This window comes from Rhodopila globiformis, from assembly GCF_002937115.1.
Lineage (GTDB): Bacteria > Pseudomonadota > Alphaproteobacteria > Acetobacterales > Acetobacteraceae > Rhodopila > Rhodopila globiformis.
Genome location: NZ_NHRY01000277.1, coordinates 53,837 through 74,774, shown reverse-complemented (window position 1 = coordinate 74,774; position 20,938 = coordinate 53,837). Strand labels below are relative to the sequence as shown.

Annotated in this window: 20 protein-coding genes; 5 read left to right on the top strand and 15 right to left on the bottom strand. The window is 68.3% G+C overall.

Going from position 1 to position 20,938, the window contains the following annotated elements; translation table 11 throughout:
* On the bottom strand, positions 1 to 376 hold a 376-nt coding region (locus CCS01_RS34505), incomplete at its 3' end, for a hypothetical protein (RefSeq protein ID WP_204848503.1).
* A 220-nt stretch (positions 377 to 596) separates the two neighbouring features.
* On the opposite strand from CCS01_RS34505, the gene hrcA reads away from it, so the two are divergent.
* From hrcA to dnaJ, 4 genes are all read left to right on the top strand, one after another.
* Positions 597 to 1,712, top strand: a complete 1,116-nt coding sequence (gene hrcA / locus CCS01_RS32365) for a heat-inducible transcriptional repressor HrcA (RefSeq protein WP_104523424.1) — start codon at positions 597 to 599, stop codon at positions 1,710 to 1,712.
* A 62-nt stretch (positions 1,713 to 1,774) separates the two neighbouring features.
* Positions 1,775 to 2,392: a nucleotide exchange factor GrpE gene (locus tag CCS01_RS32360; protein WP_104523422.1), complete on the top strand. Its 618-nt coding sequence runs from the start codon at positions 1,775 to 1,777 to the stop codon at positions 2,390 to 2,392.
* Between the two features lie 150 nt (positions 2,393 to 2,542).
* Positions 2,543 to 4,498: a molecular chaperone DnaK gene (gene dnaK / locus CCS01_RS32355; protein ID WP_104523420.1), complete on the top strand. Its 1,956-nt coding sequence runs from the start codon at positions 2,543 to 2,545 to the stop codon at positions 4,496 to 4,498.
* Between the two features lie 135 nt (positions 4,499 to 4,633).
* Positions 4,634 to 5,782 carry a molecular chaperone DnaJ gene (dnaJ, locus tag CCS01_RS32350; protein WP_104523418.1) on the top strand — a complete coding sequence of 383 codons (1,149 nt, stop codon included), beginning with the start codon at positions 4,634 to 4,636 and terminating at the stop codon, positions 5,780 to 5,782.
* Positions 5,783 to 6,362: 580 nt separating this feature from the next.
* On the opposite strand, the gene CCS01_RS32345 is transcribed toward dnaJ, so the two are convergent.
* Positions 6,363 to 7,667, bottom strand: a complete 1,305-nt coding sequence (locus tag CCS01_RS32345) for a hypothetical protein (RefSeq protein WP_104523416.1) — start codon at positions 7,665 to 7,667, stop codon at positions 6,363 to 6,365.
* A gap of 258 nt (positions 7,668 to 7,925) precedes the next feature.
* Between CCS01_RS32345 and CCS01_RS32340 the strand changes: the two genes are divergently transcribed.
* Positions 7,926 to 8,102, top strand: coding sequence for a ChaB family protein (locus tag CCS01_RS32340; RefSeq protein WP_239992484.1), 177 nt, complete (start codon positions 7,926 to 7,928; stop codon positions 8,100 to 8,102).
* An 87-nt stretch (positions 8,103 to 8,189) separates the two neighbouring features.
* Here the strand turns inward: CCS01_RS32340 and CCS01_RS32335 are convergent, their stop codons facing one another.
* The 13 genes from CCS01_RS32335 to CCS01_RS32275 all read right to left on the bottom strand — a co-directional run bounded on the left by CCS01_RS32335 (position 8,190) and on the right by CCS01_RS32275 (position 20,919).
* Positions 8,190 to 9,290, bottom strand: coding sequence for an ABC transporter permease (locus CCS01_RS32335; protein ID WP_104523414.1), 1,101 nt, complete (start codon positions 9,288 to 9,290; stop codon positions 8,190 to 8,192).
* A 1-nt stretch (position 9,291) separates the two neighbouring features.
* On the bottom strand, positions 9,292 to 10,416 hold the full coding sequence (locus CCS01_RS32330) for an ABC transporter permease (protein ID WP_104523412.1): 1,125 nt from the start codon (positions 10,414 to 10,416) through the stop codon (positions 9,292 to 9,294).
* 72 nt (positions 10,417 to 10,488) lie between these two features.
* Entirely contained in the window at positions 10,489 to 10,725 is a 237-nt protein-coding gene (locus tag CCS01_RS32325; protein WP_104523410.1) for a hypothetical protein, read from the bottom strand.
* 164 nt (positions 10,726 to 10,889) lie between these two features.
* A complete protein-coding gene (locus CCS01_RS32320) occupies positions 10,890 to 11,996 on the bottom strand; it encodes an ABC transporter permease (RefSeq protein WP_104523408.1) in 1,107 nt (368 codons plus the stop codon).
* A gap of 1 nt (position 11,997) precedes the next feature.
* Positions 11,998 to 13,113 (bottom strand): ABC transporter permease, encoded by a 1,116-nt coding sequence (locus tag CCS01_RS32315; RefSeq protein WP_104523407.1) that lies wholly within the window; start codon positions 13,111 to 13,113, stop codon positions 11,998 to 12,000.
* Positions 13,110 to 14,852: an ATP-binding cassette domain-containing protein gene (locus tag CCS01_RS32310; protein WP_239992483.1), complete on the bottom strand. Its 1,743-nt coding sequence runs from the start codon at positions 14,850 to 14,852 to the stop codon at positions 13,110 to 13,112. The genes CCS01_RS32315 and CCS01_RS32310 overlap by 4 nt, the downstream gene beginning before the upstream one ends.
* A complete protein-coding gene (locus tag CCS01_RS32305) occupies positions 14,845 to 15,918 on the bottom strand; it encodes an efflux RND transporter periplasmic adaptor subunit (protein WP_239992482.1) in 1,074 nt (357 codons plus the stop codon). The genes CCS01_RS32310 and CCS01_RS32305 overlap by 8 nt, the downstream gene beginning before the upstream one ends.
* A gap of 327 nt (positions 15,919 to 16,245) precedes the next feature.
* Positions 16,246 to 16,482: a thioredoxin family protein gene (locus tag CCS01_RS32300; protein WP_104523401.1), complete on the bottom strand. Its 237-nt coding sequence runs from the start codon at positions 16,480 to 16,482 to the stop codon at positions 16,246 to 16,248.
* A gap of 15 nt (positions 16,483 to 16,497) precedes the next feature.
* Entirely contained in the window at positions 16,498 to 17,553 is a 1,056-nt protein-coding gene (locus tag CCS01_RS32295) for a permease (RefSeq protein WP_104523399.1), read from the bottom strand.
* Positions 17,550 to 17,825, bottom strand: a complete 276-nt coding sequence (locus tag CCS01_RS32290; RefSeq protein ID WP_204848502.1) for an ArsR/SmtB family transcription factor — start codon at positions 17,823 to 17,825, stop codon at positions 17,550 to 17,552. The genes CCS01_RS32295 and CCS01_RS32290 overlap by 4 nt, the downstream gene beginning before the upstream one ends.
* A 394-nt stretch (positions 17,826 to 18,219) precedes the next feature.
* Positions 18,220 to 19,944: an ATP-binding cassette domain-containing protein gene (locus CCS01_RS32285; protein ID WP_104523395.1), complete on the bottom strand. Its 1,725-nt coding sequence runs from the start codon at positions 19,942 to 19,944 to the stop codon at positions 18,220 to 18,222.
* Positions 19,944 to 20,555, bottom strand: a complete 612-nt coding sequence (locus CCS01_RS32280; protein ID WP_158258731.1) for an efflux RND transporter periplasmic adaptor subunit — start codon at positions 20,553 to 20,555, stop codon at positions 19,944 to 19,946. The genes CCS01_RS32285 and CCS01_RS32280 overlap by 1 nt, the downstream gene beginning before the upstream one ends.
* Positions 20,479 to 20,919, bottom strand: coding sequence for an HlyD family secretion protein (locus tag CCS01_RS32275; protein ID WP_104523391.1), 441 nt, complete (start codon positions 20,917 to 20,919; stop codon positions 20,479 to 20,481). Before CCS01_RS32275 ends, CCS01_RS32280 begins: the two co-directional genes overlap by 77 nt.
* Positions 20,920 to 20,938 lie beyond the last annotated feature (19 nt).

The following is a 20,938-nucleotide window of genomic DNA, read 5'->3' as shown; positions in this document are numbered from 1 at the left end:
CGGGGGCCGGTGCGGTGGCGGGCGGGATATCCGCGACCGCGGGCGCTGGCTGCTTCGGCGGTGCGGCGGCCGGCGGCGCCGGTGGCGCGGAAGGCGCGGCAACCGGCGACTGCTGGAGGTTCTTGCGGTCACGCTCCAGCAAATCGGCGAACGCGGCAAGCTGGTCGGGCGTTGCCGTCGGGGCAAGCTGGAACAGCATCATGATCGTGTCGGCCAGGTTGTCGCCGGGCGGTCCCCAGCGGTGGCCGGCCTCGGCCTCGGCCTGCGCCCGCGCCAGCAAATCGGCGAAGGTCGGCTGCCCGGCCGCCCATGCGGTGGGACCCGTCGCCAGCACCGCACCAAGAATGAAAAGGCCACAGGCTATCCGTTTTGGCATGCGCGGGCCTGTCAAATGCGATGTTTCCCCGAAACTCATTGATATTCTCTATAGCTCTCACAGACACACGGCGGGCATGACCAGATCGTGCGGCGGGATGAACTATTCTTGACCCAACAACCATGCGGGCGCCGTCATCGAACCGGCGCCGTATCGAGGCTGGCCGATCATTGACCGCCGTCCGGCCGCAACCTACGTTGTCGGGTCGGAGTTTTGCGTTATGAACTTGCCTCTTCCGCCTGCCGGCCGCTTCCAGCGCTACAGCGGCCGGAACCAGACGAACCCGGCGAGTGTGCCGCCGCTGCCGCCGGGCCTCGACGCCCGCTCGGCCGCGGTGTTGCGCGAGATTGTCGAGCAATACGTCGCCACCGGTGAGCCGGTCGGCAGCCGCACCCTCGCGCGCCGCCTGCCGATGAACATCTCGCCGGCCACAATCCGCAACGTAATGGCGGACCTGACCGATTCCGGCCTGCTGTTCGCGCCGCACACCTCCGCCGGACGCCTGCCCACCGACCAGGGCCTGCGCCTGTTCGTCGACGGCCTGCTGAACTTCGGCGAACTGACCGAGGACGAACGTGAATCCATCTCCGCCGCCCTCGCCGCCTCCGGCCGCAGCCTGGAGGATACGCTGACCGAGGCATCGTCTCTGCTCTCCGGCCTGTCCGCCGCCGCCGGCCTGGTGCTGGCGCCGAAATCGGAAGGCCCGCTGCGGCATATCGAGTTCGTGCCGCTCGGCCCCGGCCGGGCGCTGGTCGTGTTGGTCAACAGCGAGGGCCAGGTGGAAAACCGGGTGATCGAGATCCCGCCCGGCCTGCCGCCGTCGGCCTTGCAGGAGGCGGGCAACTACCTCAACGCCCGCCTGTCCGGCCGCCCGCTGGCCGAGCTGCGCCGCGTCGTCAGCGCGGAGATGGCGGCCAACCGCACCGAGCTGGACGCGCTGTCCACCCTGGTGGTCGCCGCCGGCCTGGCCACCTGGACCGGCGAGGGCCGCTCCGGCAGCCTGATCGTCCGCGGCCAGGCCCGCCTGCTGTCGGACGTGACGCAGATCGAGCGCCTGTCCGCCATCCAGGCGCTGTTCGAGAAGCTGGAAGCGCAGGGGACGATGCTGCGCCTGCTGGAACTGGCCGAGCAGTCGGACGGTGTGCGGATCTTCATCGGCGCCGAAAGCGGCGTGTTCAACACCTCCGGGGTGTCGATGGTGGTGGCGCCGGCCCGCAACGGCACCGGCCGCATCGTCGGCGCCATCGGCGTGATTGGCCCGACGCGGATCAATTACGGCCGGATCATCCCGGTGGTGGATTATACCGCGCGGGTCATCGGCCAGTTGCTGGGTTGATCCGCCGCACGGCAATAAACCGTCCGATGAAGGTTGTTCTTGCCTGTTCTCTTGCCTAATTGATGCCCGCCATGACAACAGAACCACAACCCGTTCAGGATCCCATGCAACAACAATCCGCGGCAGAACCGGAGACCGCGCCCCAGGAGCCGACGACGGAGCAGGCGTTGCAGGCTGCCCAGGACCGCGTCACCGCGCTCGAGGCCGAACTGGCCGAGATGAAGGAACGCTGGATGCGGGCCGAGGCCGAGAACGCCAACGTCCGCGCCCGCGCCAGGAAGGACGTCGACGACACCCGCCAGTACGCGGTGCAGAAATTCGCCGCCGAGGTGGTGGATGCCGCCGAGAACCTGCGCCGGGGCATCGCCAGCCTGCCCGCCCACGCGCCGGGCGAGCCGGCGATCCTCGGCAAGGTGCGCGAAGGCCTGGAAGGCGTCGAACGCAGCTTCGTCAGCACGCTGGAGCGCAACGGCATCAAGCGCGAGGACCCGGTCGGCCAGCCGTTCGACCCCAACCTGCACCAGGCGATGGCCGAGCAGGAAAGCGACCTGCATCCGCCCGGCACCGTGGTCCAGGCCTGGTCGCAGGGCTGGACCCTGCACGGCCGCCTGCTGCGCCCCGCCATGGTCGTCGTCGCCAAGGCCCCCGCCCCCGAACTGCCCGGTCCCGGGCAAGGCTGAGCCAGCTACAGGAATCATGACACTCCGGAATGGAAAATTTGGCTATTGCCCTTGTTACCGCCGGGTCGGTCCCATACATCAACCCCGATTAATCGCTGAAGGGACAGCGTCGGTGCTTCGGGCCGCCGTTGTCCGCTGAAAGGAGCATACATGAGCAAAGTCATCGGTATCGACCTCGGTACCACCAACTCCTGCGTCGCCATCCTTGAAGGCAAGGACGTCCGCGTCATCGAGAACGCGGAAGGCGCACGCACCACCCCCAGCATGGTGGCCTTCACCGACAGCGGTGAGCGTCTGGTCGGCCAGTCCGCCAAGCGCCAGGCCGTCACCAACCCGTCCAACACCCTCTACGCCATCAAGCGCCTCATCGGCCGCCGCTACGACGATCCGCTGGTCGCCAAGGACAAGGGGATGGTGCCCTACACCATCGTCCGCAACGACAACGGCGACGCCGCGGTCGAGGTCAAGAGCCAGCGCTATTCGCCCAGCCAGATCAGTGCCTTCATCCTCGGCAAGATGAAGGAAACAGCCGAGGCGTACCTCGGGGAGCCGGTGTCGCAGGCGGTCATCACCGTCCCGGCCTACTTCAACGACAGCCAGCGCCAGGCCACCAAGGACGCTGGCCGCATCGCCGGCCTGGAAGTCCTGCGCATCATCAACGAGCCGACGGCCGCCGCGCTCGCCTACGGCATGGACAAGAAGGCCTCCGGCACCATCGCGGTGTACGACCTCGGCGGCGGCACCTTCGACATCTCGATCCTGGAAATCGGTGACGGCGTGTTCGAGGTGAAGTCCACCAACGGCGACACCTTCCTTGGTGGCGAGGACTTCGACCTGCGCGTCATCGACTACCTGGCCGATGAGTTCCGTAAGGACCAGGGCATCGACCTGCGCAAGGACAAGCTGGCCCTGCAGCGGCTGAAGGAAGCCGCGGAAAAGGCCAAGATTGAGCTGTCCTCGTCCAAGGAGACCGAGGTCAACCTGCCGTTCATCACCGCCGACGCCTCCGGGCCGAAGCACCTGGTGATGAAGCTGTCCCGCGCCAAGCTGGAAGCCCTGGTGGACGACCTGATCACCCGCACGCTGGAGCCCTGCCGCGCCGCGCTGAAGGACGCCGGCGTCAATGCCAGCCAGATCGATGAAGTGATCCTGGTGGGCGGCATGACCCGCATGCCGAAGGTCATCGACACGGTGAAGACCTTCTTCGGCAAGGAACCGGCCCGCAACGTTAACCCGGACGAGGTCGTCGCCATCGGCGCCGCGGTCCAGGGCGGCGTGCTGAAGGGCGACGTCAAGGACGTGCTGCTGCTGGACGTGACCCCGCTGTCGCTGGGCATCGAAACCCTGGGCGGCGTGTTCACCCGGCTGATCGACCGCAACACCACGATCCCGACCAAGAAGTCGCAGGTGTTCTCGACCGCGGACGACAACCAGCAGGCTGTGACCATCAAGGTCTACCAGGGCGAACGCGAGATGGCAGCCGACAACAAGCTGCTGGGCAACTTCGACCTGACCGGCATCCCGCCGGCTCCGCGCGGCGTGCCGCAGATCGAGGTGACGTTCGACATCGACGCCAACGGCATCGTTTCGGTGTCCGCCAAGGACAAGGCCACCGGCAAGGAGCAGCAGATCCGCATCCAGGCCAGCGGCGGCCTGTCCGAGTCCGACATCCAGCGCATGGTCAAGGAAGCCGAGGCCAACGCCGAAGCCGACAAGAAGCGGCGCGAGACGATCGAGGCCCGCAACCACACCGAAAGCTTGGTCCACCAGGTCGAAAAGACCCTGAAGGAGCACGGCGACAAGGTCGGCGCGCAAGACAAGGGCGAGGCTGAAGCCGCCGTCGCTGCCGCCCGGTCCGCCCTGGAAGGCAACGACACCGAAGCCCTGAAGCAGGCCTCGGAGCGTCTGAGCCAAGCGGCGATGAAAATCGGCGAGGCGATGTACAAGGCCGAAGCCGCCCAGGGTCAGGGTCCTGGCCAAGGTCCTGGTCAGGGTCCGGGCGCCGGGCCGCAGGATCCGGGCGCCGGCCCGAGCGGTGGCTCGGACGATCGGGTTGTCGACGCCGAGTTCGAGGAAGTCGATGAAAACAAGAAAAAGTCCGCCTGACGCTTCCGGGCTGGCTTAGCTTGACAGGTCGCGCCCGCTCTTCATTGAAGGCGGGCGCGATTTACGTTGAAAACACTGGTATCGGCTGATTGGGACGGGGCACAAGGACGCTTCCCCGCGCGGTAAAGGGCTCAGATGGCCAAACAGGATTACTACGCCACGCTTGGAGTGGCCCGGGACGCAAGCGCAGACGACCTGAAGAAGGCGTACCGCAAGCTCGCGATGCAGTACCACCCCGACCGTAATCCGGGTGACAAGAAGGCCGAAGCACGGTTCAAGGAAGTCAACGAAGCCTATGACATCCTGAAGGACGACCAGAAGCGCGGCGCCTACGACCGCTTTGGCCATGCCGCCTTTGAGCAGGGTGGCGCCGGCGCCGGGGCCGGTCCGTTCGGCGGCTTCGACTTCTCCGCCAGCGGCGACCTGGGCGACATTTTCGAGCAGATGTTCGGCATGGGCGGCCGCCGCGCGGGTGCCGGACGCCCCCGCACCGGCGCCGACGTGCGCCAGGCGGTGGAGATCGACCTGGCCGACGCTTTCGCCGGCACCAAGGTCAACCTCCGCGTGCCGACCCGCGTGAAGTGCGAGGCCTGCAACGGCACCGGGTCCGACGACAAGAACCGCGCGGCGGAAACCTGCCCGACCTGCCAGGGCGCCGGCAAGGTCCGGGCGCAGCAGGGCTTCTTCCTGATCGAACGCACCTGTCCCACCTGCGGCGGCCAGGGCCGGGTGATCCGCAACCCCTGCCGCGTCTGCCACGGCGCCGGCACTGTGCAGCGGGAGCGCAGCCTGCAAGTGGCGATCCCGGCGGGCGTCGAGGACGGCACGCGCATCCGCCTGGCCGGCGAAGGCGAGGCCGGCGGCCCGGGCGCGCAGAACGGCGACCTCTACGTGCATGTCTCGATCCGGCCGCACGAATTCTTCCACCGCGAGCAGGCCAACATCGTGATGCGCGTGCCATTGCGCATGACGCAGGCGGCGCTGGGGGACGAGATCGAGGTGCCGGTGATCGACGGCACGCGGGCCAAGGTGAAGGTCCCTGCAGGCACTCAGACCGGCGACCAGTTCCGTTTGCGTGGCAAGGGCTTCTCGGTCTTGCGCAGCGTGGCGCGCGGCGACATGTTTATCCAGGTCTCGGTCGAGACGCCGCAGAACCTGTCGGCCCGGCAGCGGGAGCTTCTGGAGGAGTTCGAGGCCGAGGCGACCAAGGGCAGCAAAGGCAGCCCGGACCACGAGGGCTTCTTCGCCAAGGTCGCCGCGTTCTTCGAGGGCGGGCGGAGCTGAAATGGGACTTGGCGGCACGGCCGTTTCCACCACGTCATGGTGGGCGGCGGAGGCCCCATTGGCGTTAAAATAGGGCTGGCTGTTGCCTCCTCGTCATGGCCCGGCTTGTCCGGGCCACCTGTCGCGGCACAATGCTGGAATAGGTGGCCCGGACAAGCCGGGCCATGACGGAATGGCAAGCATCGTGCCACCGCCACGCTATTTTAACGCCAATGGGGCGGAGGCCCACCATCCACGCCTGGCGGTGTTGATGCCGCAGAAAGGCGTGGATGGCGGCCCTGCGGCCGCCATGACGGTGAAAACGCGCCGTCGCCTTGTCCCAACACACGCGCGGTTCGCTCCAGATGCGTGGCACGCCGTTGGCCGTCTCCTTTGTAGTAAACTCAGGGGCGGCTGGTAGGAGAACGGCGGCGACGGTCAGCCCACAGGCTGAACGGGATTTCTGCCTATACCCTCCACCCAGCGGAAAACCCCTGCCTTGTCAGCAGGTTCATTCGCCACGCCGCCTTTTGGCGCCACCACGTCGGGCGCCAAGGCGCCATCGGGTTGCAGCAGCCTGAGCAGGTAGGACCGCATCAGCTCAACCCGCGCCTCCGCCCCCGCAGCCCAATGGTAGTGTACCAGCCCCCGCCTGCCGATCGGCCCGGCGGTGCCGTCCACCAGGCGGACGAAGCGGCTCATCAGGTCGGTATCGCCCTTCCCCAGGCGAAACAGGACATAGTTGGCGATCGCCTGATCGGCGCAGGGCAGCGCCTCGCGGCCGTCCATCGCGGCCCGGTTGAACATGATCCGGGCGATCAGGTCCAAGGTCCGGCCGTGCGCCGGCAGGTTGGGGATGCCCACCGTCCCGAAGTTGAAGCCCAGCGCCCCCCCCCGGATCGCAATTGTCGTCCCGGAACAGTCCGCTGCCGACGAAAACCGAGCTTGCAAGCTTCTCCTTTGGCTCCGCCGGCACGCTGATCCGGTCGGACCGGGCGAGCGCCCACAGCATCGGCGCGACGGGGAGGTCGAACACGACGTCGGTATCGACGTACAGCAGCGGCTGGAACTGCCCTGCATCGGCCCAGCCGCTGATGGTCAGCCGCGCGCCGATCGCCGCGAACCTGTCGCAGGCCGCCATCGGCAGTACCGCCAGAGGCTCCCGCATGCCCGGCGGCGCCAGGGCGCCGATTTCGCCCGGAGGCTTGTCGGTGATGACGACAATGGCGCCGCCATACGCGCCGACTGTCACCAGCGACGCCAGGCTGAGCGCGAACTGGTGCATGATGGCCGGCGCGTTGAACGCCGTGTAGTAGATCAGCGGCCGGTAGCGGCAAAGCTTGTCGATCCGCCAGCCATCGCGAAGGACCGGCAGGCGATGCGGCCATTCCGACCGGTCGAACGGCAGGTTCCAGCGCAGGTCGATCGCCAGCGTCCCAACCGACAACCGGAAGCCGGACAGCAGCGTGCCGCCTTGTGGCATGCCCGTATCGGCCGATTGAACGAGCCACCGTCCAGCCAGCAGGTCGTTCACGACCGCCAGATCGGGTAGGTTGATGGGAAGGAACCAGGCCGCTTCCGACGTGCCGTCAGCCGTCCGGCTCAAGGCCTCGGTATCGGCCTGCGCCATCAGCCAGTGCCCGTCGCGCGAGAGCGTCAGGCTGCGCTGGTCCGCGGATCGCGTGACCGTCCAGCCGGCCAGCGGTCCCTGTTCCAGGTCCAGCCGCAGGACGGAGACATCGTCACGCATGTAGTGCCCGAAATTCGGGCACAGCAGGCGCGATGCGTCATCGACCTCCAGCAGATCGACGTTGTCGAAGCTGGCCGTCAGCTTGCGATGCAGCAGGATGCCGGTGTTCCGGTCACGGCACAGCAGCGTGCCGTGTGAGGAAAGCAGGCAGCTCATTGCAGGAACTCCTCCAAGGTGCCGCGGCTCGTCGGCTCCCGCCGAATCGCAGGGCCTGCACATGGATACAACCAAATCGCCGCAAGCGGAACGGTTCACATACATTATTATATTTGTTCCGGGGATCTTCGCCCAAGAAGGCGCGTCCGATCCGGCCGCCGCGCCATTCCCCCGGGTTGCGGGTGATGGCGTCCTGGCCCTTCCGGTCCTATGGTGGCCGCCATGCCCTACCGGAGCATCAGCGACCTCCCGGACTCCGTGCGCACGCACCTGCCGCCGCATGCGGCGGAGATCTTTGTTGCCGCCTTCAACAACGCCTGGCAGCAGTACGCCGGTGATCCCGATCAGGAGGCGACCGCTCATCGCATCGCCTGGTCGGCCGTGAAGCGGCGCTATCACAAGGTCGGCGACGTCTGGATGCCGATCGCGCGTTGACGGAATCGGGCCGGACCGCGCGGGCGGGCATCCCCGGCACCGCACGCGGCGGCGGCGCGGGCCGGACATGCGCCGCCCGGGCCACCATCAGGTCACCACGCGCCGCACCGCCACCCAGGCGATGCCGAACGCCGTCAGGGCGATCAGCAGCAGCGGCACGGCGGTCTGCAGCACCAGCCACGCCGGCATGTCCTGCAGGAACAGCCCGCGCGCGATCACCAGCATCCAGCGGATCGGATCGACCTGGCCGACGAACGCGACCAAGGGCGGCATGTTCTCCACCGGCGCGGCATAGCCCGACAGCACCACCATCGGCGAGGCGATGAGGAACACGCCCAGCATCGCCTGCTGCTGCGTGCGAGCGATCGAGGAGATCACCAGCCCATTCCCCACCCCGGCCAGCATGTAGACCAGCAGCATCCCTTGCAGCAGCGGCATGTTGCCCAGGAACGGCACGCGGAACCACAGCAGGGCGGCGGCGATCACGATGTTGGCGTCGATCAGGCCGACGATCATCCCCGGCAGCGCCTTGCCGAGCAGGATCTCCGCCGGGCGCAGTGGCGTGACCAGAAGCTGCTCGAAGGTGCCCAGCTCGCGCTCGCGCGCCAGGGACAGGGCGCTGATCAGCATGGCCATCAGCATCGACACCACACAGACCAGCCCCGGCAGGATGAACCACTGGCTTTCCAGGTTCGGATTGAACCAGTCGCGCGTCAGCACCACGATCGGCGGATTGCGCGTTGGCGCCAGGTCCGCCGCGTACTGGTTGACGATCGTCTGGGCGTAGCCCTGCACCATCAGCGCGGTGTTGGACCGCCGGGCGTCGATCAGCAGCTGCGCCTGCGCCGCCCGGCGGGCCAGGATGGCGGCGGAAAAGTTCTGCGGCAGATGCAGCACGACGGCGACCCGCTTCGAATCGATCGCCTCGGCCGCCTGCGCCGGGCTCTGCGGCATCGCCACGACATGGAACGCCGGCGATCCGGCGAAGCGGCGCACCAGCTCGGCACTCTGCGCGCCGGCGTCTTCGTTCCAGATGCCGAGCGCGACGTCCTTCACGTCATAGGTCGCGGCGTAGGCGAACACCATCACCTGCACCAGCGGTGGGACCAGGATGACGAACCGCGTCTTCCGGTCCTTCCACAGGGCGACCAGTTCCTTGGCCAGCAGGGCGAGGATGCGGCGCAGCATGTCAGTCGAGCCGCCGCCGCGTGACCATCAGCGTTCCTCCCACCGCGAGCGTCGCCGCCACGGCCAGCCCGAGCAAATTGGGCAGGATCACCGGCCAGACGTCGCCCGCCAGGAACAGCGTCTGCAGGATCGACACCAGGTAGCGTGCCGGCACGGCAAGGGTCACGATCTGCAGCCAGTGCGGCATCGAGGCGATGTCGAAGATCATCCCCGACAGCATCATCGCCGGCAGCAGCGTGGCGATGAACGCCACCTGCGCCGCGACGAACTGGTTGCGCGCCAGCGTCGAGATCAGCAGCCCGAACCCCAGCGCGAACACCAGGAACAGCGCCGAGGCCGCCGACAGCGCCAGGATGCTGCCGCGGAACGGCAATCCGAACAGGAAGAGCGCCATCAGCACCGACAGCGCCATGCTGCCCATGCCCAGCACGAAGTAGCAGCCGAGCTTGGCGAACGTCAGCTCGGCCATGCCGGCGGGCGAGGCCAACATGCTCTCCATCGTGCCGCGCTCCCACTCGCGCGCCACGATCAGCGCGGTCAGCAGCGTGCCGGTCATGGTCATCACCATGGCGATGATGCCCGGCACCACGGCGTCGGCGGACCGCAGTTGCGGGTTGAACCAGTCGCGGTACTGCAGGTCGATGCCACCTGCCAGCGCCAGCCGCCGCTCGGTGCCGAGGCCGGTCATCCAGGTCGCCAGCGCGCCGGAGACGTAGCCTTCCAGGATGCGGGCGGTGTTGGGGTCGGTGGCGTTGATGTCCAGGCCGAGCGGCGCTGGCCAGCGGCCGGAGCGGGCCAGAAGCTGGTTGAAATCCTCCCGCGCCACCAGCATGCCCCGCACGTCGCCGCGTATCACGGCGGCCTCGGCCGCTTGCGTATCGGGCAGGGCGACCGGGTCGAGATAGGGGGACGCCGCCAGCGCCTGGAACAGGCCGCGCGACGTCTCCTCCGGCGCGGCGATGACGACGGCGACCTTCATGTGGCTGGCGTCGAAGTTGATGCCGAAGCCGTTCACGATCAGCAGGATGATCGGCATCAGGAAGGCGATCAGGATGGCCGACGGGTCGCGGATGATCTGCTTGACCTCCTTCCGCGCCAGGCCGCGCATGCGCATGGCGACGCTCATGGGCGGGCGTCCGTCGTCGATGTGGCGCGAGGTCCTCGCCCTGTCGTCATGGCCGGGCGTGTCCCCATGACGCTACAGCGAATCGCAGACGGGCATTACCGCCGATATCGGGCTGAGAGTTTGGTCGCAAGGGTCTTGGCTACCGGCTTGGCGGGTTGGCGGCATGGCCGTTGCAATATTGTCATACAGGGCGAACGCGCGGCTGAAGGATAACGCGTAACCTGTCATTGTGACCCATAAAATCTCACTGTAACGATTCGGAATGTCGCTCCCCACGCGATACAGCCGGAGGCCGAAATCCTTCGCCATAGTATTCCTGGCATCTTCAGTGGGCGGCTCCGGCGCCCAGAATTGCCCTTTCACGGATAGTGGCGGCCGGACGTGGCCGCAGGTAGCCCCAGCGCGCTCCACCTCGCCGCTGGCGCACCGTTCCCGGGCCCGGCAATATGGCTGGTGCCGGGATCTCCGGCCGCTCACCCCATCCGCCGCCGCGCGAGGGCGGTCGCCGCGGTCATGCTGGCAGCACCGAGCAAGGCGAGCGGCCAGTACTGCCCCAGCAGCGCGACGAAGCCGTCCCCTTCCAGGAACGTACCCCGCAGGATCACCATCAGGTAGCGCATCGGGTTGAGATAGGTCACGTACTGCACCAGCCGCGGCATGTTCTCAATCGGCGTGGCGAAACCGGAGAGAATGATCGCCGGCACCAGGAACAGGAAAGCCCCGAGCAACCCCTGCTGCTGCGTGGCGGCGAGCGAGGAAATCATCAGCCCGATCCCGATCGCCGAAACCAGGAACAGCGCAAGGCCGAGGGCAAGGGCAACAACACTGCCGATCAGCGGCACGCCGAACCAGGTCACTGCCACCACCACGATCACCGATGCCTCGGCGGCGCCAATCAGCAACCCAGGCGCGGCCTTGCCGAGCAGGATCTCCCAGGGCCGGTAGGGCGTCACCAGAAGCTGGTCGAAGGTGCCCGCCTCGCGCTCGCGCACGACCGACAGGCCGCTCACCAGCATCGTCACCACGAACGTCAGCAGGCCGACGATGCCGGGCACGACGAACCAGCGCGACAGCAGGTTGGGGTTGTACCACGCCCGTACCTCCAATGTCGCCGGAGCGGCCCTGCCGCCGTGCGCCGCGGCCCAGTCGGCATCGAAGCCGAGCACGATTTCGCTCGCGTAGCTCAGCGCGATCGCGGCGGTATTGGAGTTGCGCCCGTCGATCACGATCTGCAACGGCGCCGGGCGGCCGATCATCAGGTCGCGGCTGAAGTCACGGCCCACATGGATGGCCAGCAGCGCCGCGCGGTGGTCGATCAGGTCCGCCATGCCCGCCGTGGACGGCAGCGCCGCGACCTGGCGGAAGCTCGGCGAGCCTTCGAAGCGCGCCACCATCTCGCGCCCGGCGAGGCCGGGATCCTCATTGATGACCACGAACGGGATGTTGTTCAGATCGAACGTCGCCGCGTAGCTGAACACCAGAAGCTGGATCAGCGGCGGGCCGATGAGCACCATCCGGCTCGCCTTGTCGCGCAACAGGGCGAGGAACTCCTTGCGGATCAGGGCCAGCAGGCGCGCCATGTCAGTCCAGCCTCTTGCGTGAGCGCAGCAGGGTAACGCCGAGAAAGAACACCGCCATCATCGCCAGCGCCCCGGCATCGGGCAGGATCACCGCCCAGACATCGCCCGCCAGGAACACCGTCTGGAGGATCGAGACGAAGTACCGCGCTGGCAGGATATGCGTGATCCCCTGGATCACCGTCGGCATCGAGCGGATGTCGAAAATGAAGCCGGAGAGAATGAAAGCTGGCAGGAAGGTGACGACGATCGAGATCTGGCCAGCGACGAACTGGTTGCGCGCCAGCGAGGAAATCAGCAAGCCCATGCCCAGCGCCACCAGCAGGAACAACGCCGAGGCACCGGCCAGCACAAGCAGGCTGCCCCGCAGCGGCACGGCGAACAGCGTCACCGCGAGGCCCACGGACAGCGCCATGCCGCCCATGCCCAGCACGAAATACGGCAACAGCTTGCCGACAAGGATCTCCGCCATGGTGACCGGCGAGGCCATCAGGGCTTCCATCGTCCCGCGCTCCCACTCGCGCGCGACAACCAGCGCGGTCAGCAGCGCACCAATCAGCGTCATGATGACGGCGATCAGGCCGGGCACCAGGTAGTCCCGGCTACGCAGCGCCGGATTGAACCAGATGCGCGTCTGCGCGGCCACCGGCAGGGCCGGGGCCGCACCCTGCTCCTGCTGTTGCTGCGCAAGCCAGATCTGCCAGGATTGCGTCAGGTAGCCCTGCACCAGCCGGGCCGTGTTGGCATCGACGCCGTTGAGCGCCACGCCGATGGTCCCCGGCCCCGGCCCGAGCGTCTGGCGGGCGAAGTCGCTGCGCATCCAGACGAAGCCCCTGATCTCGTGCTGCGCCATGGCCGCCCCCGCGGCGGCGAGGCTGGGCAGTTCATGGACATCGAAGTAGCGCGAGTGCCGGAGCGTGCCGACGAACGTCTCGGTCTGCGGGTTCGGGTGCTCGGCCACCACGCCGATCGGCACGTGCTCGGCGTTCAGCGAGACGCCGTAGCCGAACAGCAGCAGCAAGAACAGCGGCAGCACGAAGGCGATCGCCAGCGCCGATGGATCGCGCAGGATCTGCACCGATTCCTTCCAGATCAGCCCGCGCAGCCGCCCCAGGTTCATGCCGCCCGCCGGAGGTTGGCTTCATGCGCCGCGATCAGGCTGATGAAGGCGTCCTCCATGGTGGGATTCGGCACATCCGGACTGGCCGCGCGGGCGCGGATGTCGGCGGGCGTGCCGGAGGCCAGAACGCTGCCCTGCGACATCAGCACCAGCCGGTCGCAATACTCGGCCTCGTCCATGAAGTGCGTGGTGATCAGTACCGTGGTTCCGGCAGCGGCATACTGGTTGATGCGCTGCCAGAACTCCGAGCGGGCCAGCGGATCCACGCCCGATGTCGGTTCATCCAGGAACAGGATTGGCGGCTCGTGCAGCAGCGCGCAGGCGAGCGCGAGACGTTGCTTGTAGCCGAGAGGAATGTCCCCGGCATTCCTGTCGAGGTACGGGCCGAGCTCGAACTCCGCCAGCGCCCAGTCGAGCCGCGCGCGCAGCCGCGCCTTACGCAGCCCGTAGGCGGCGGCGAAGAACGCCAGGTTCTGCGCCACGCTGAGATTGCCATACAGCGCGAATTTCTGCGCCACATAGCCGATCTGTCGGCGCGCCTCGGCGGGCGCCGTGCGCAGGTCCTGCCCCACGACGCGCAATTCGCCGGAGGAAGCAGGCAGCAGGCCGCACAGCATGCGGAACGTCGTGGTCTTGCCCGCGCCGTTGGCCCCCAGCAGGCCGAACACCTCGCCGCGCACCACGTCGAAGCTCACGTCGTTGACCGCGTGGAACTGGTCGAAGAAGCGGTTCAGCCTGGCCACATGCAGCACGACATCCTTATCTGTCTTATCTGTTGCCGCGGCCTGCGCGACCTGGAGTGCTACCCGGCGCGCCTGGCGCGCCTGCAAACGGTCCACGAACACGTCGGCGAACTCCGGCGTGGCCGGTTGCCACGTGCTCCCCTCCAGCGGCGGCGGGACGGCGGCCGCGGCGAGCAGCGCCCGCACCCCTGTTCCCTCCAGCCGCACATCGGTAACGCCGGGCGCGGTCAGCAGGCGCTGCTGCAACACGCGGCGGTCGAGCGTGACGTGGCGCACCGCGAAGCAGCGCCCTTGCAGGTCGGCGGCAAGCTGGTGCGGCTGTCCCTGGACAAGCAGGCGCCCGGCATCCATCAGTACCACCTGGTCGCAGCGTTCCGCCTCGTCGAGGTAGGAGGTGGAGACCAGCACCGTGACGCCCCGGGTGCGCAGATTGGCGATGATGGCCCACAGCTCGCGCCGCGAGATCGGGTCTACGCCCACCGTCGGCTCGTCGAGCAGCAGCAGTTCCGGCACCCGCAGCAGGGTGCAGGCAAGGCCGAGCTTCTGCTTCATGCCGCCCGACAGCGCGCCGGCGCGGCGGTGGCCGAACGGGCCGAGCGCCGTCAGCCGCAGCAGCTCGGCATAGCGGGCGGGACGCTCCGCCGGTGTGAGTCCCTGAAGCTGGGCATACAGATCCAGGTTCTCCTGGACCGAGAGATCCTCATACAGGCCAAAGCGTTGCGGCATGTAGCCGATGCGGGCCTGGATGCGCGCGGCGTCCCGGGCAGCATCCAGCCCCAGCACGTCGAGCCGTCCGGCATCCGGCCGCAGCAGCCCAGCGGCCAGCCGCAGCAGCGTGGTCTTGCCCGCTGCGTCAGGACCAAGCAGGCCGGTGATGCGGCCCGCCGGGATGGACAGCGTCAGGTCGCTGAGCGCCGCCACCTGCCGCGCACCGCTGCCGAACCGCTTGCCGACCGCGGCGAAGCGCAGGGCCGGAGGATGGCCGGGCTCAGCCACAGGGCTGCGCCCCGCGTGCCGCGGGGGCATTGTCCCCCGGGGTATTGCCCTTGCGCGGGATCACCACCGTCACCGGCGCCCCCAGCCGCAGCCGCCCGTCCGGATTGCAGGCATAGACGTGCATTCGATAGACCAGTTCGGCGCGCACCTCGGTCGTCTCGACCGTCTTGGGGGTGAACTCGGCGGTGCTCGAGATGAAGCCGATCCAGGCCGGGAACCGCTCGCCGGGGAAGGCGTCGGTTTCCAGGTAGGCGCGCATGCCGGGCCGCACTTGGCCCAGTTCCCGTTCCGGCAGATAGACGCGGGCATAGATCGGGTTCGTCAGATCGAGCGTCAGCACCGGCCGGTCAGGGCTGGCCATGTCGCCCGGTTCCAGGATGCGGTCCTCGATGACGCCGTCGGCGGGCGCATCGAGCTGCGCATCGGCAAGCTGCCGGCGGGCGAAGGCCAGCGCGGCCTCGGCGGCTTGAAGCTGGGCTTCGGCGACCTTGATGTCTTCCCAGCGTGGCCCCTCCAGCGCCAACGCCAGCGCCTGCCCGGCGGACTCGCGGTTGGCGGTGGCGACCTTCAAAGCTTGTTCGGCCGTGTCGCGATTGAGTTGTGACTCGGCGTTGGCGCGGGCCAGCTTGGCATAGCGGGTGTAGGTGAGCCGGTCATTCGCCTCGGTCGCCCGGGCGGCGGCGAGCGCGGCGCGGGCCTGGACGATCTCCTCGGGGCGGCTGCCGTTGCGCAGGCGGGTGAGGGTGTAGCGCGCCGCCTCCACGTCGGCCGCGGCCTTGTCGGCGTTGGCCTGCAGGCGCGTCGTATCCAGTTCGGCGAGCAACTGTCCGCGCTTCACGCCGTCGCCCTCCTGCACCAGGATGCGGGCGATGCGGTCGTTGTTGTTGAAGGCAAGCTGCGACTGGCGAACGTCGATCGTGCCATATACATGCACAAAGGCCGTGACGGCCGGCGGCTGTGTCAGCCACCAGGCAACGCCCGCGCCACCGAGCAGCATGACCACCACCACCGCCAGGATCGGCCGCAGCCGCCGCCGGCCGCGCACCACAGGGGCAGGCGCGATCACACCAGGAAGAGGCGATTCCCTTGGCAGTGCCGATTGACCAGACATCAAAACCAGCCTTTCAATGAGCTGCTCGATGGGAGTGGGCACAACACCGGCGCGACGAGCGTCATCTTCGGCCGCCAACCCCGGGATGGCCTTGATCTGGCGCAAGTACGCTCGATGCGGACGCCAGAGCGTGTTCAGCCCGACTGGCCACGCTCCAGCCCATATTTCCCGAGCAATTTCATCGGCCTGAAAGCGCTTCGCGATTTCCGGTCAGGCCGATATTGCTCTGTCGGCGCAATGCCGCCTGTGGTCCGGCCCGCGTCCTCTCGGACCTGCAGGCGTTCAGGCCGACAGCCAGCGCGCGACGTCGCCAGCTTTGGGCAGCCCGCCCGCGTGCACGACCTTGCCGTCGATGACGATGCCCGGTGTCGAGGCGATGCCGTAGCCTGCAATGGCCGCATAGTCGGTCACCTTCTCGACGTGGACAGCAAGGCCGAGCCTGGCGGCTTCCGATTCGATCATCTCGGCCGTGGCCACACAGCGCTTACAACCCGAACCCAGAACCTTCACGTCTTTCATGGGAGAACTCCTTCGTCAGAACAATGCGTTGAACAGGAAGCCGACAGCGAGAATCCCGCAGGTGACCACCCCGGCGAACACGGCGATCAGACGGACGGTCATGACTTTCCGCAGAATGATCCACTCGGGGAACGACAGCGCGGTGACCGCCATCATGAAGGCCAGCACGGTGCCGAGCGCGGCGCCCTTGCCGAGCAGCGCCTCGACCACGGGAATCATCCCGGCGGCGTTTGAGTACATCGGGATGCCAAGCAGCACCACAGCGGGCACGGACCACCAGTTTCCCTTGCTCATGATGGAGCCGAGCAGCTCGGTGGGGACATAGCCATGGATGGCGGCACCCGAGGCGACGCCAACGATGACCCAGATCCAGACCCTGCCGACGATGTCACGCAGCGCGTCCACACCCGCCCGGATGCGGTCAACCACGGTGATCCGGGTGAGTGGTATCGGCACCGTGCCGGCGCGCACGTTGCGGACCCAGTCCTCAAGCCAGCCTTCCAGATGCAGGCGACCGATGACCCAGCCGCAGATGATCGCCACGCCCAGGCCGAACACGAGGTAGGTCACCGCCACCTGCCAGCCCACCAGGCCGAACAGCAGGCCGAGCGCGACCTCGTTCACCATCGGGGCGGCAATCAGGAAGCTGAACGTCACGCCAAGCGGCACGCCCGCGGAGACGAAGCCGATGAACAGCGGCACCGCCGAGCATGAGCAGAACGGGGTGACGATGCCGAGCGAAGCCGCGGCGACATTGCCCGCGCCTTCCCGCTTGCCCGCCAGCAGCGCCCGCGTCCGCTCGACCGAGAAGAAGCTGCGCACGATGCCCATGCCGAAGACGATCAGCGTCAGCAGCAGGAGCACCTTCGGGACTTCGTAGGCGAAGAACGCGGCAGCCTCGCCCAGGCGGCTGCCGGGTACAACCGGCAGGATGGACATGACGCGGCCGGTGAACGGCACCAACAGCATCCAGGCGCCGATCCAGGCGGCCAGAGCCGCCAGCGTGAAGCTGACCCAGACGACCGGGGAGTTGGCATGGCGGGTCCGGGTTATCGCGATGGGTGTGCTCATGCCGCTTTCCTTTCCTCGTCAGGCAAGGCGGCCAGGACGGCATTCACGATCGCCGCGACCGTCGGCGGCAGGGCCGGATTGCGCCGGTACCGGACCCATTGGGCGTCCCGGCGGTCGATGACCAGCCCGGCCACCTTCAAGGCCGCCATGTGCCGCGACATGCGCGATTGCGTGGCCCCCAGGACCCGCATCAGTTCGCAGACGCAGTGCTCATCGCCGTCCCAGAGGATCCGGATGGCCGCGAGCCGCGTCGGCTCGGACAGGGCACTCATCAGTCCACTGATATCCATGCTTATACCCGCTTGTGCGCTTTGACGCATTTATGCGCCGAGACTGATAATTGTGCAACCAAAAAATTTCGGTCGTCTTACCAAGGAGACGGCCAAAGAGCGGCCAGCGGCTATCGTCATGCTGGGCGAAGGCCCGGCGTCCACGCCTTGCGGTGCCGCTACCAGAAAAGGCGTGGATGGCGGCCTGGAGCCTGTGCCCGGGCTTGTCCCGGGTAGCCACCATGACGACGGGGCTGTTTGCCACGCCCGGCCATCACCGAGGGGCAACGGAGCTTGCGCCGAACCTGACGGCGATGGAGAGCGGAACGGCATGGCCTGCCACAGGCGGTCGCGGTAGCCCTGCTCATGATGCCGCCCCGCATCATGCCGCCCCACATCATGCCGCCCTGGCCCGCGCCTGCGCGGCCTGGACCAGGGCGATGAACGCGTCCTCCAGCGTCGGTTCCGGCAGCGCCGCGGTGCGCACCCGGGCGCGCAGCCCGGCGGGGGTGCCGGTGGCGATCAGCCGGCCGTCGCTGATGATGCCCAGGCGGTCGCAGTATTCCGCCTCGTCCATGAAGTGGCTGGTCACCAGCACCGCCACGCCGGAATCCGCCAAAGCCCCGATCCGCGCCCAGAAGGCCCGCCGCGTCACCGGATCGACGCCGGATGTCGGCTCGTCCAGGAACAGGATATCCGGCCCGTGCAGCAGGGCCGCCGCCAGCGCCAGGCGCTGCTTGACCCCGAGCGGCAGCGCGCCGGCGACGCTGTCGGCCATCGCCTGCAGCTCGAACCGCTCCAGCGCCTGGGCGATCGCCGCGGCGCATGCCTGGCGGTCCAGGCCATAGACGCGGGCGAAGAAGCGCAGATTCTCCCGCACCGAGAGTTCCGCATACAGCGAGAAGCGTTGCGCCATGTAGCCGATGCGGGACCGCGCGGCGGCGGAGGCCTTCAGCAGATCCTGCCCGGCCACCCGGGCGCTGCCGGCGCTCGGGCGCAACAGCCCGCACAGCATGCGGAAGGTGGTGGACTTGCCGGCGCCGTTGGGGCCCAGCAGGCCGAAGATCTCGCCCTGGGCCACCTCGAAGTTGACCTGGTCGACCGCGACGAAATCGCCGAAGCGGCGCACCAGGGCGCCCACCTCGATCGCCGGGCCGGTCATGGTCCGCGGACGGGTCGCGAGTGCCGGCGGCGCAGGCCGGGGCGGCACGTCCAGGCGCGCGACGAACCCATCCTCGAAACGCGGCGGCAACGGCGACAGCGCCAGGCCGCCCAGGCGCGCCGGGTCGGGTGGTGGCGTGTCCGGCCGCATCACCAGGCGGACGGCGTCGCCCTCGACCACCGCATCCAGCACGCCGGCGTCGGCGGCCGCTTTCGTGGCAACCGCCCGGCGCGTGCCGTCCGGCACCGTCAGGCGGAACACGCGTCCCTGCAACGGCGCGGTCAGGCCGTCCGGCGGCCCGTCGGCCAGCAGCCGGCCCTCGTGCAGCAGCAGCACCCGCCCGCAGCGGGCCGCCTCGTCCAGGTAGGCGGTGGCCCAGACCACGCCCATCCCGTCGGCGCGGCCTTCCGCCAGCATCGCCGTGACGATGGACCAAAGCTCGCGGCGCGAGGCCGGATCGACGCCCACCGACGGTTCGTCCAGCAGCAGCAGGCGGGGCCGCGCCAGCAGCGCGCAGGCCAGGCCGAGCTTCTGCTTCATCCCGCCCGACAACTGCCCGGCCAGCCGCGGCTTGAACCGGGCGAGGCCGGTGAAATGCAGCAGCCGCTCGGTGCGCTCATCGCGCAGCGCCGGCGGCAGCCCGTGCAAGTCGGCGAACAGGTCCAGGTTCTCGGCGACGCTCAGATCTTCGTACAGGCCGAAGCGCTGCGGCATGTAGCCGATGGCGGCATGCGCGCGCGCCGCCTCCGTCGCCATGTCGTGGCCGAGGACGACGATCCGTCCGTCCTGTATCCGCAGCAGGCCGGCCAGCAGGCGCAGCAGCGTGGTCTTGCCGGCGGCGTCGGGGCCGATCAGCCCGGTGACGATTCCTGGCTCGATCGTCGCGGTGATGTCGCGCAGGGCGGGGCGGCCGGCGAAGCCGTGGCTCAGGCCCTCGATCCGCGCCAGGGGCTCGGGCATCAGCCGGGCAGCCGGATGGTGACGGGCTGGCCCTGGCGGATTCCGCTGTCGGGGTCGATGATGCGCACCCGGATGCGGTACACCAGCTGGGTGCGCAGTTCCGGCGTTTCCACCGTCTTCGGGGTGAACTCCGCGGCCGGCGAGACGTAGCCGATGCGGCCGTGATAGGGCTGGTTCGGGCGGCCGTCGGTGAACACCAGCACCGTGGTGCCGGGCGCCACCCGGGAAAGCATCGGCTCGGGGACGAAGGCGCGGACCCAGACCTCGCCGGTGATGGCGACGGAATAGACGGTCGAGCCGGGCAGGACCACGGTGCCCGGCTCGATGACGCGCGTCATGACGATGCCGTCCGAGGGCGCCTTCAGCACCGTACGATCCAGCTGGGTCCGCGCCAGGTCGAGCGCGGCTTCCGATTCCCTCAGTTGGGCGCGGGCGGCGGCGATGTCCTCGACGCGCGGGCCGTTGACCGCCTCGTCCAGTTGCGCCTGGGTCAGCGCCACCTGGGCTTGCGCTGTGTCGAAGGTTCGCCTGGCGTCATCCACCAGTTGCCGGGTGGTGGCGTTCCTGGCGGCAAGCCCCGTCTGGCGGTTGTAGCTTATCTGGGCGTTCACCAGGATCGCCTTGGCGTTGGCGAGGTTGGCGCGGGCCTGGGCGATGTCCTCGGGCCGGGTGCCGTTTCACCAGCTTGTCCAGTTGCGCCTTCGCGCTGTCGCGCCGCGCCGCGGCCACGGCCACGGCGCTGCGGTAGGTCGCGTCGTCGAGCCTGGCGATCGCCTCGCCGGCCTTGACCGGATCCCCCTCCTGCCGGGGCATGGAGGTCACGGTGCCTTCGCTGTTGAAGGCGAGGTCCACCTGGCGGATCTCGACGTTGCCGTACAGGATGCCCGGGGGCGTGCCCGGGAACAGACGCTGAAAGCTGAACCAGCCGCCGGCCAGAACCGCAAGCGCCGCAATGGCGATGGCGAAACGCTTCATGCTGGTAGCCTTTACTCGA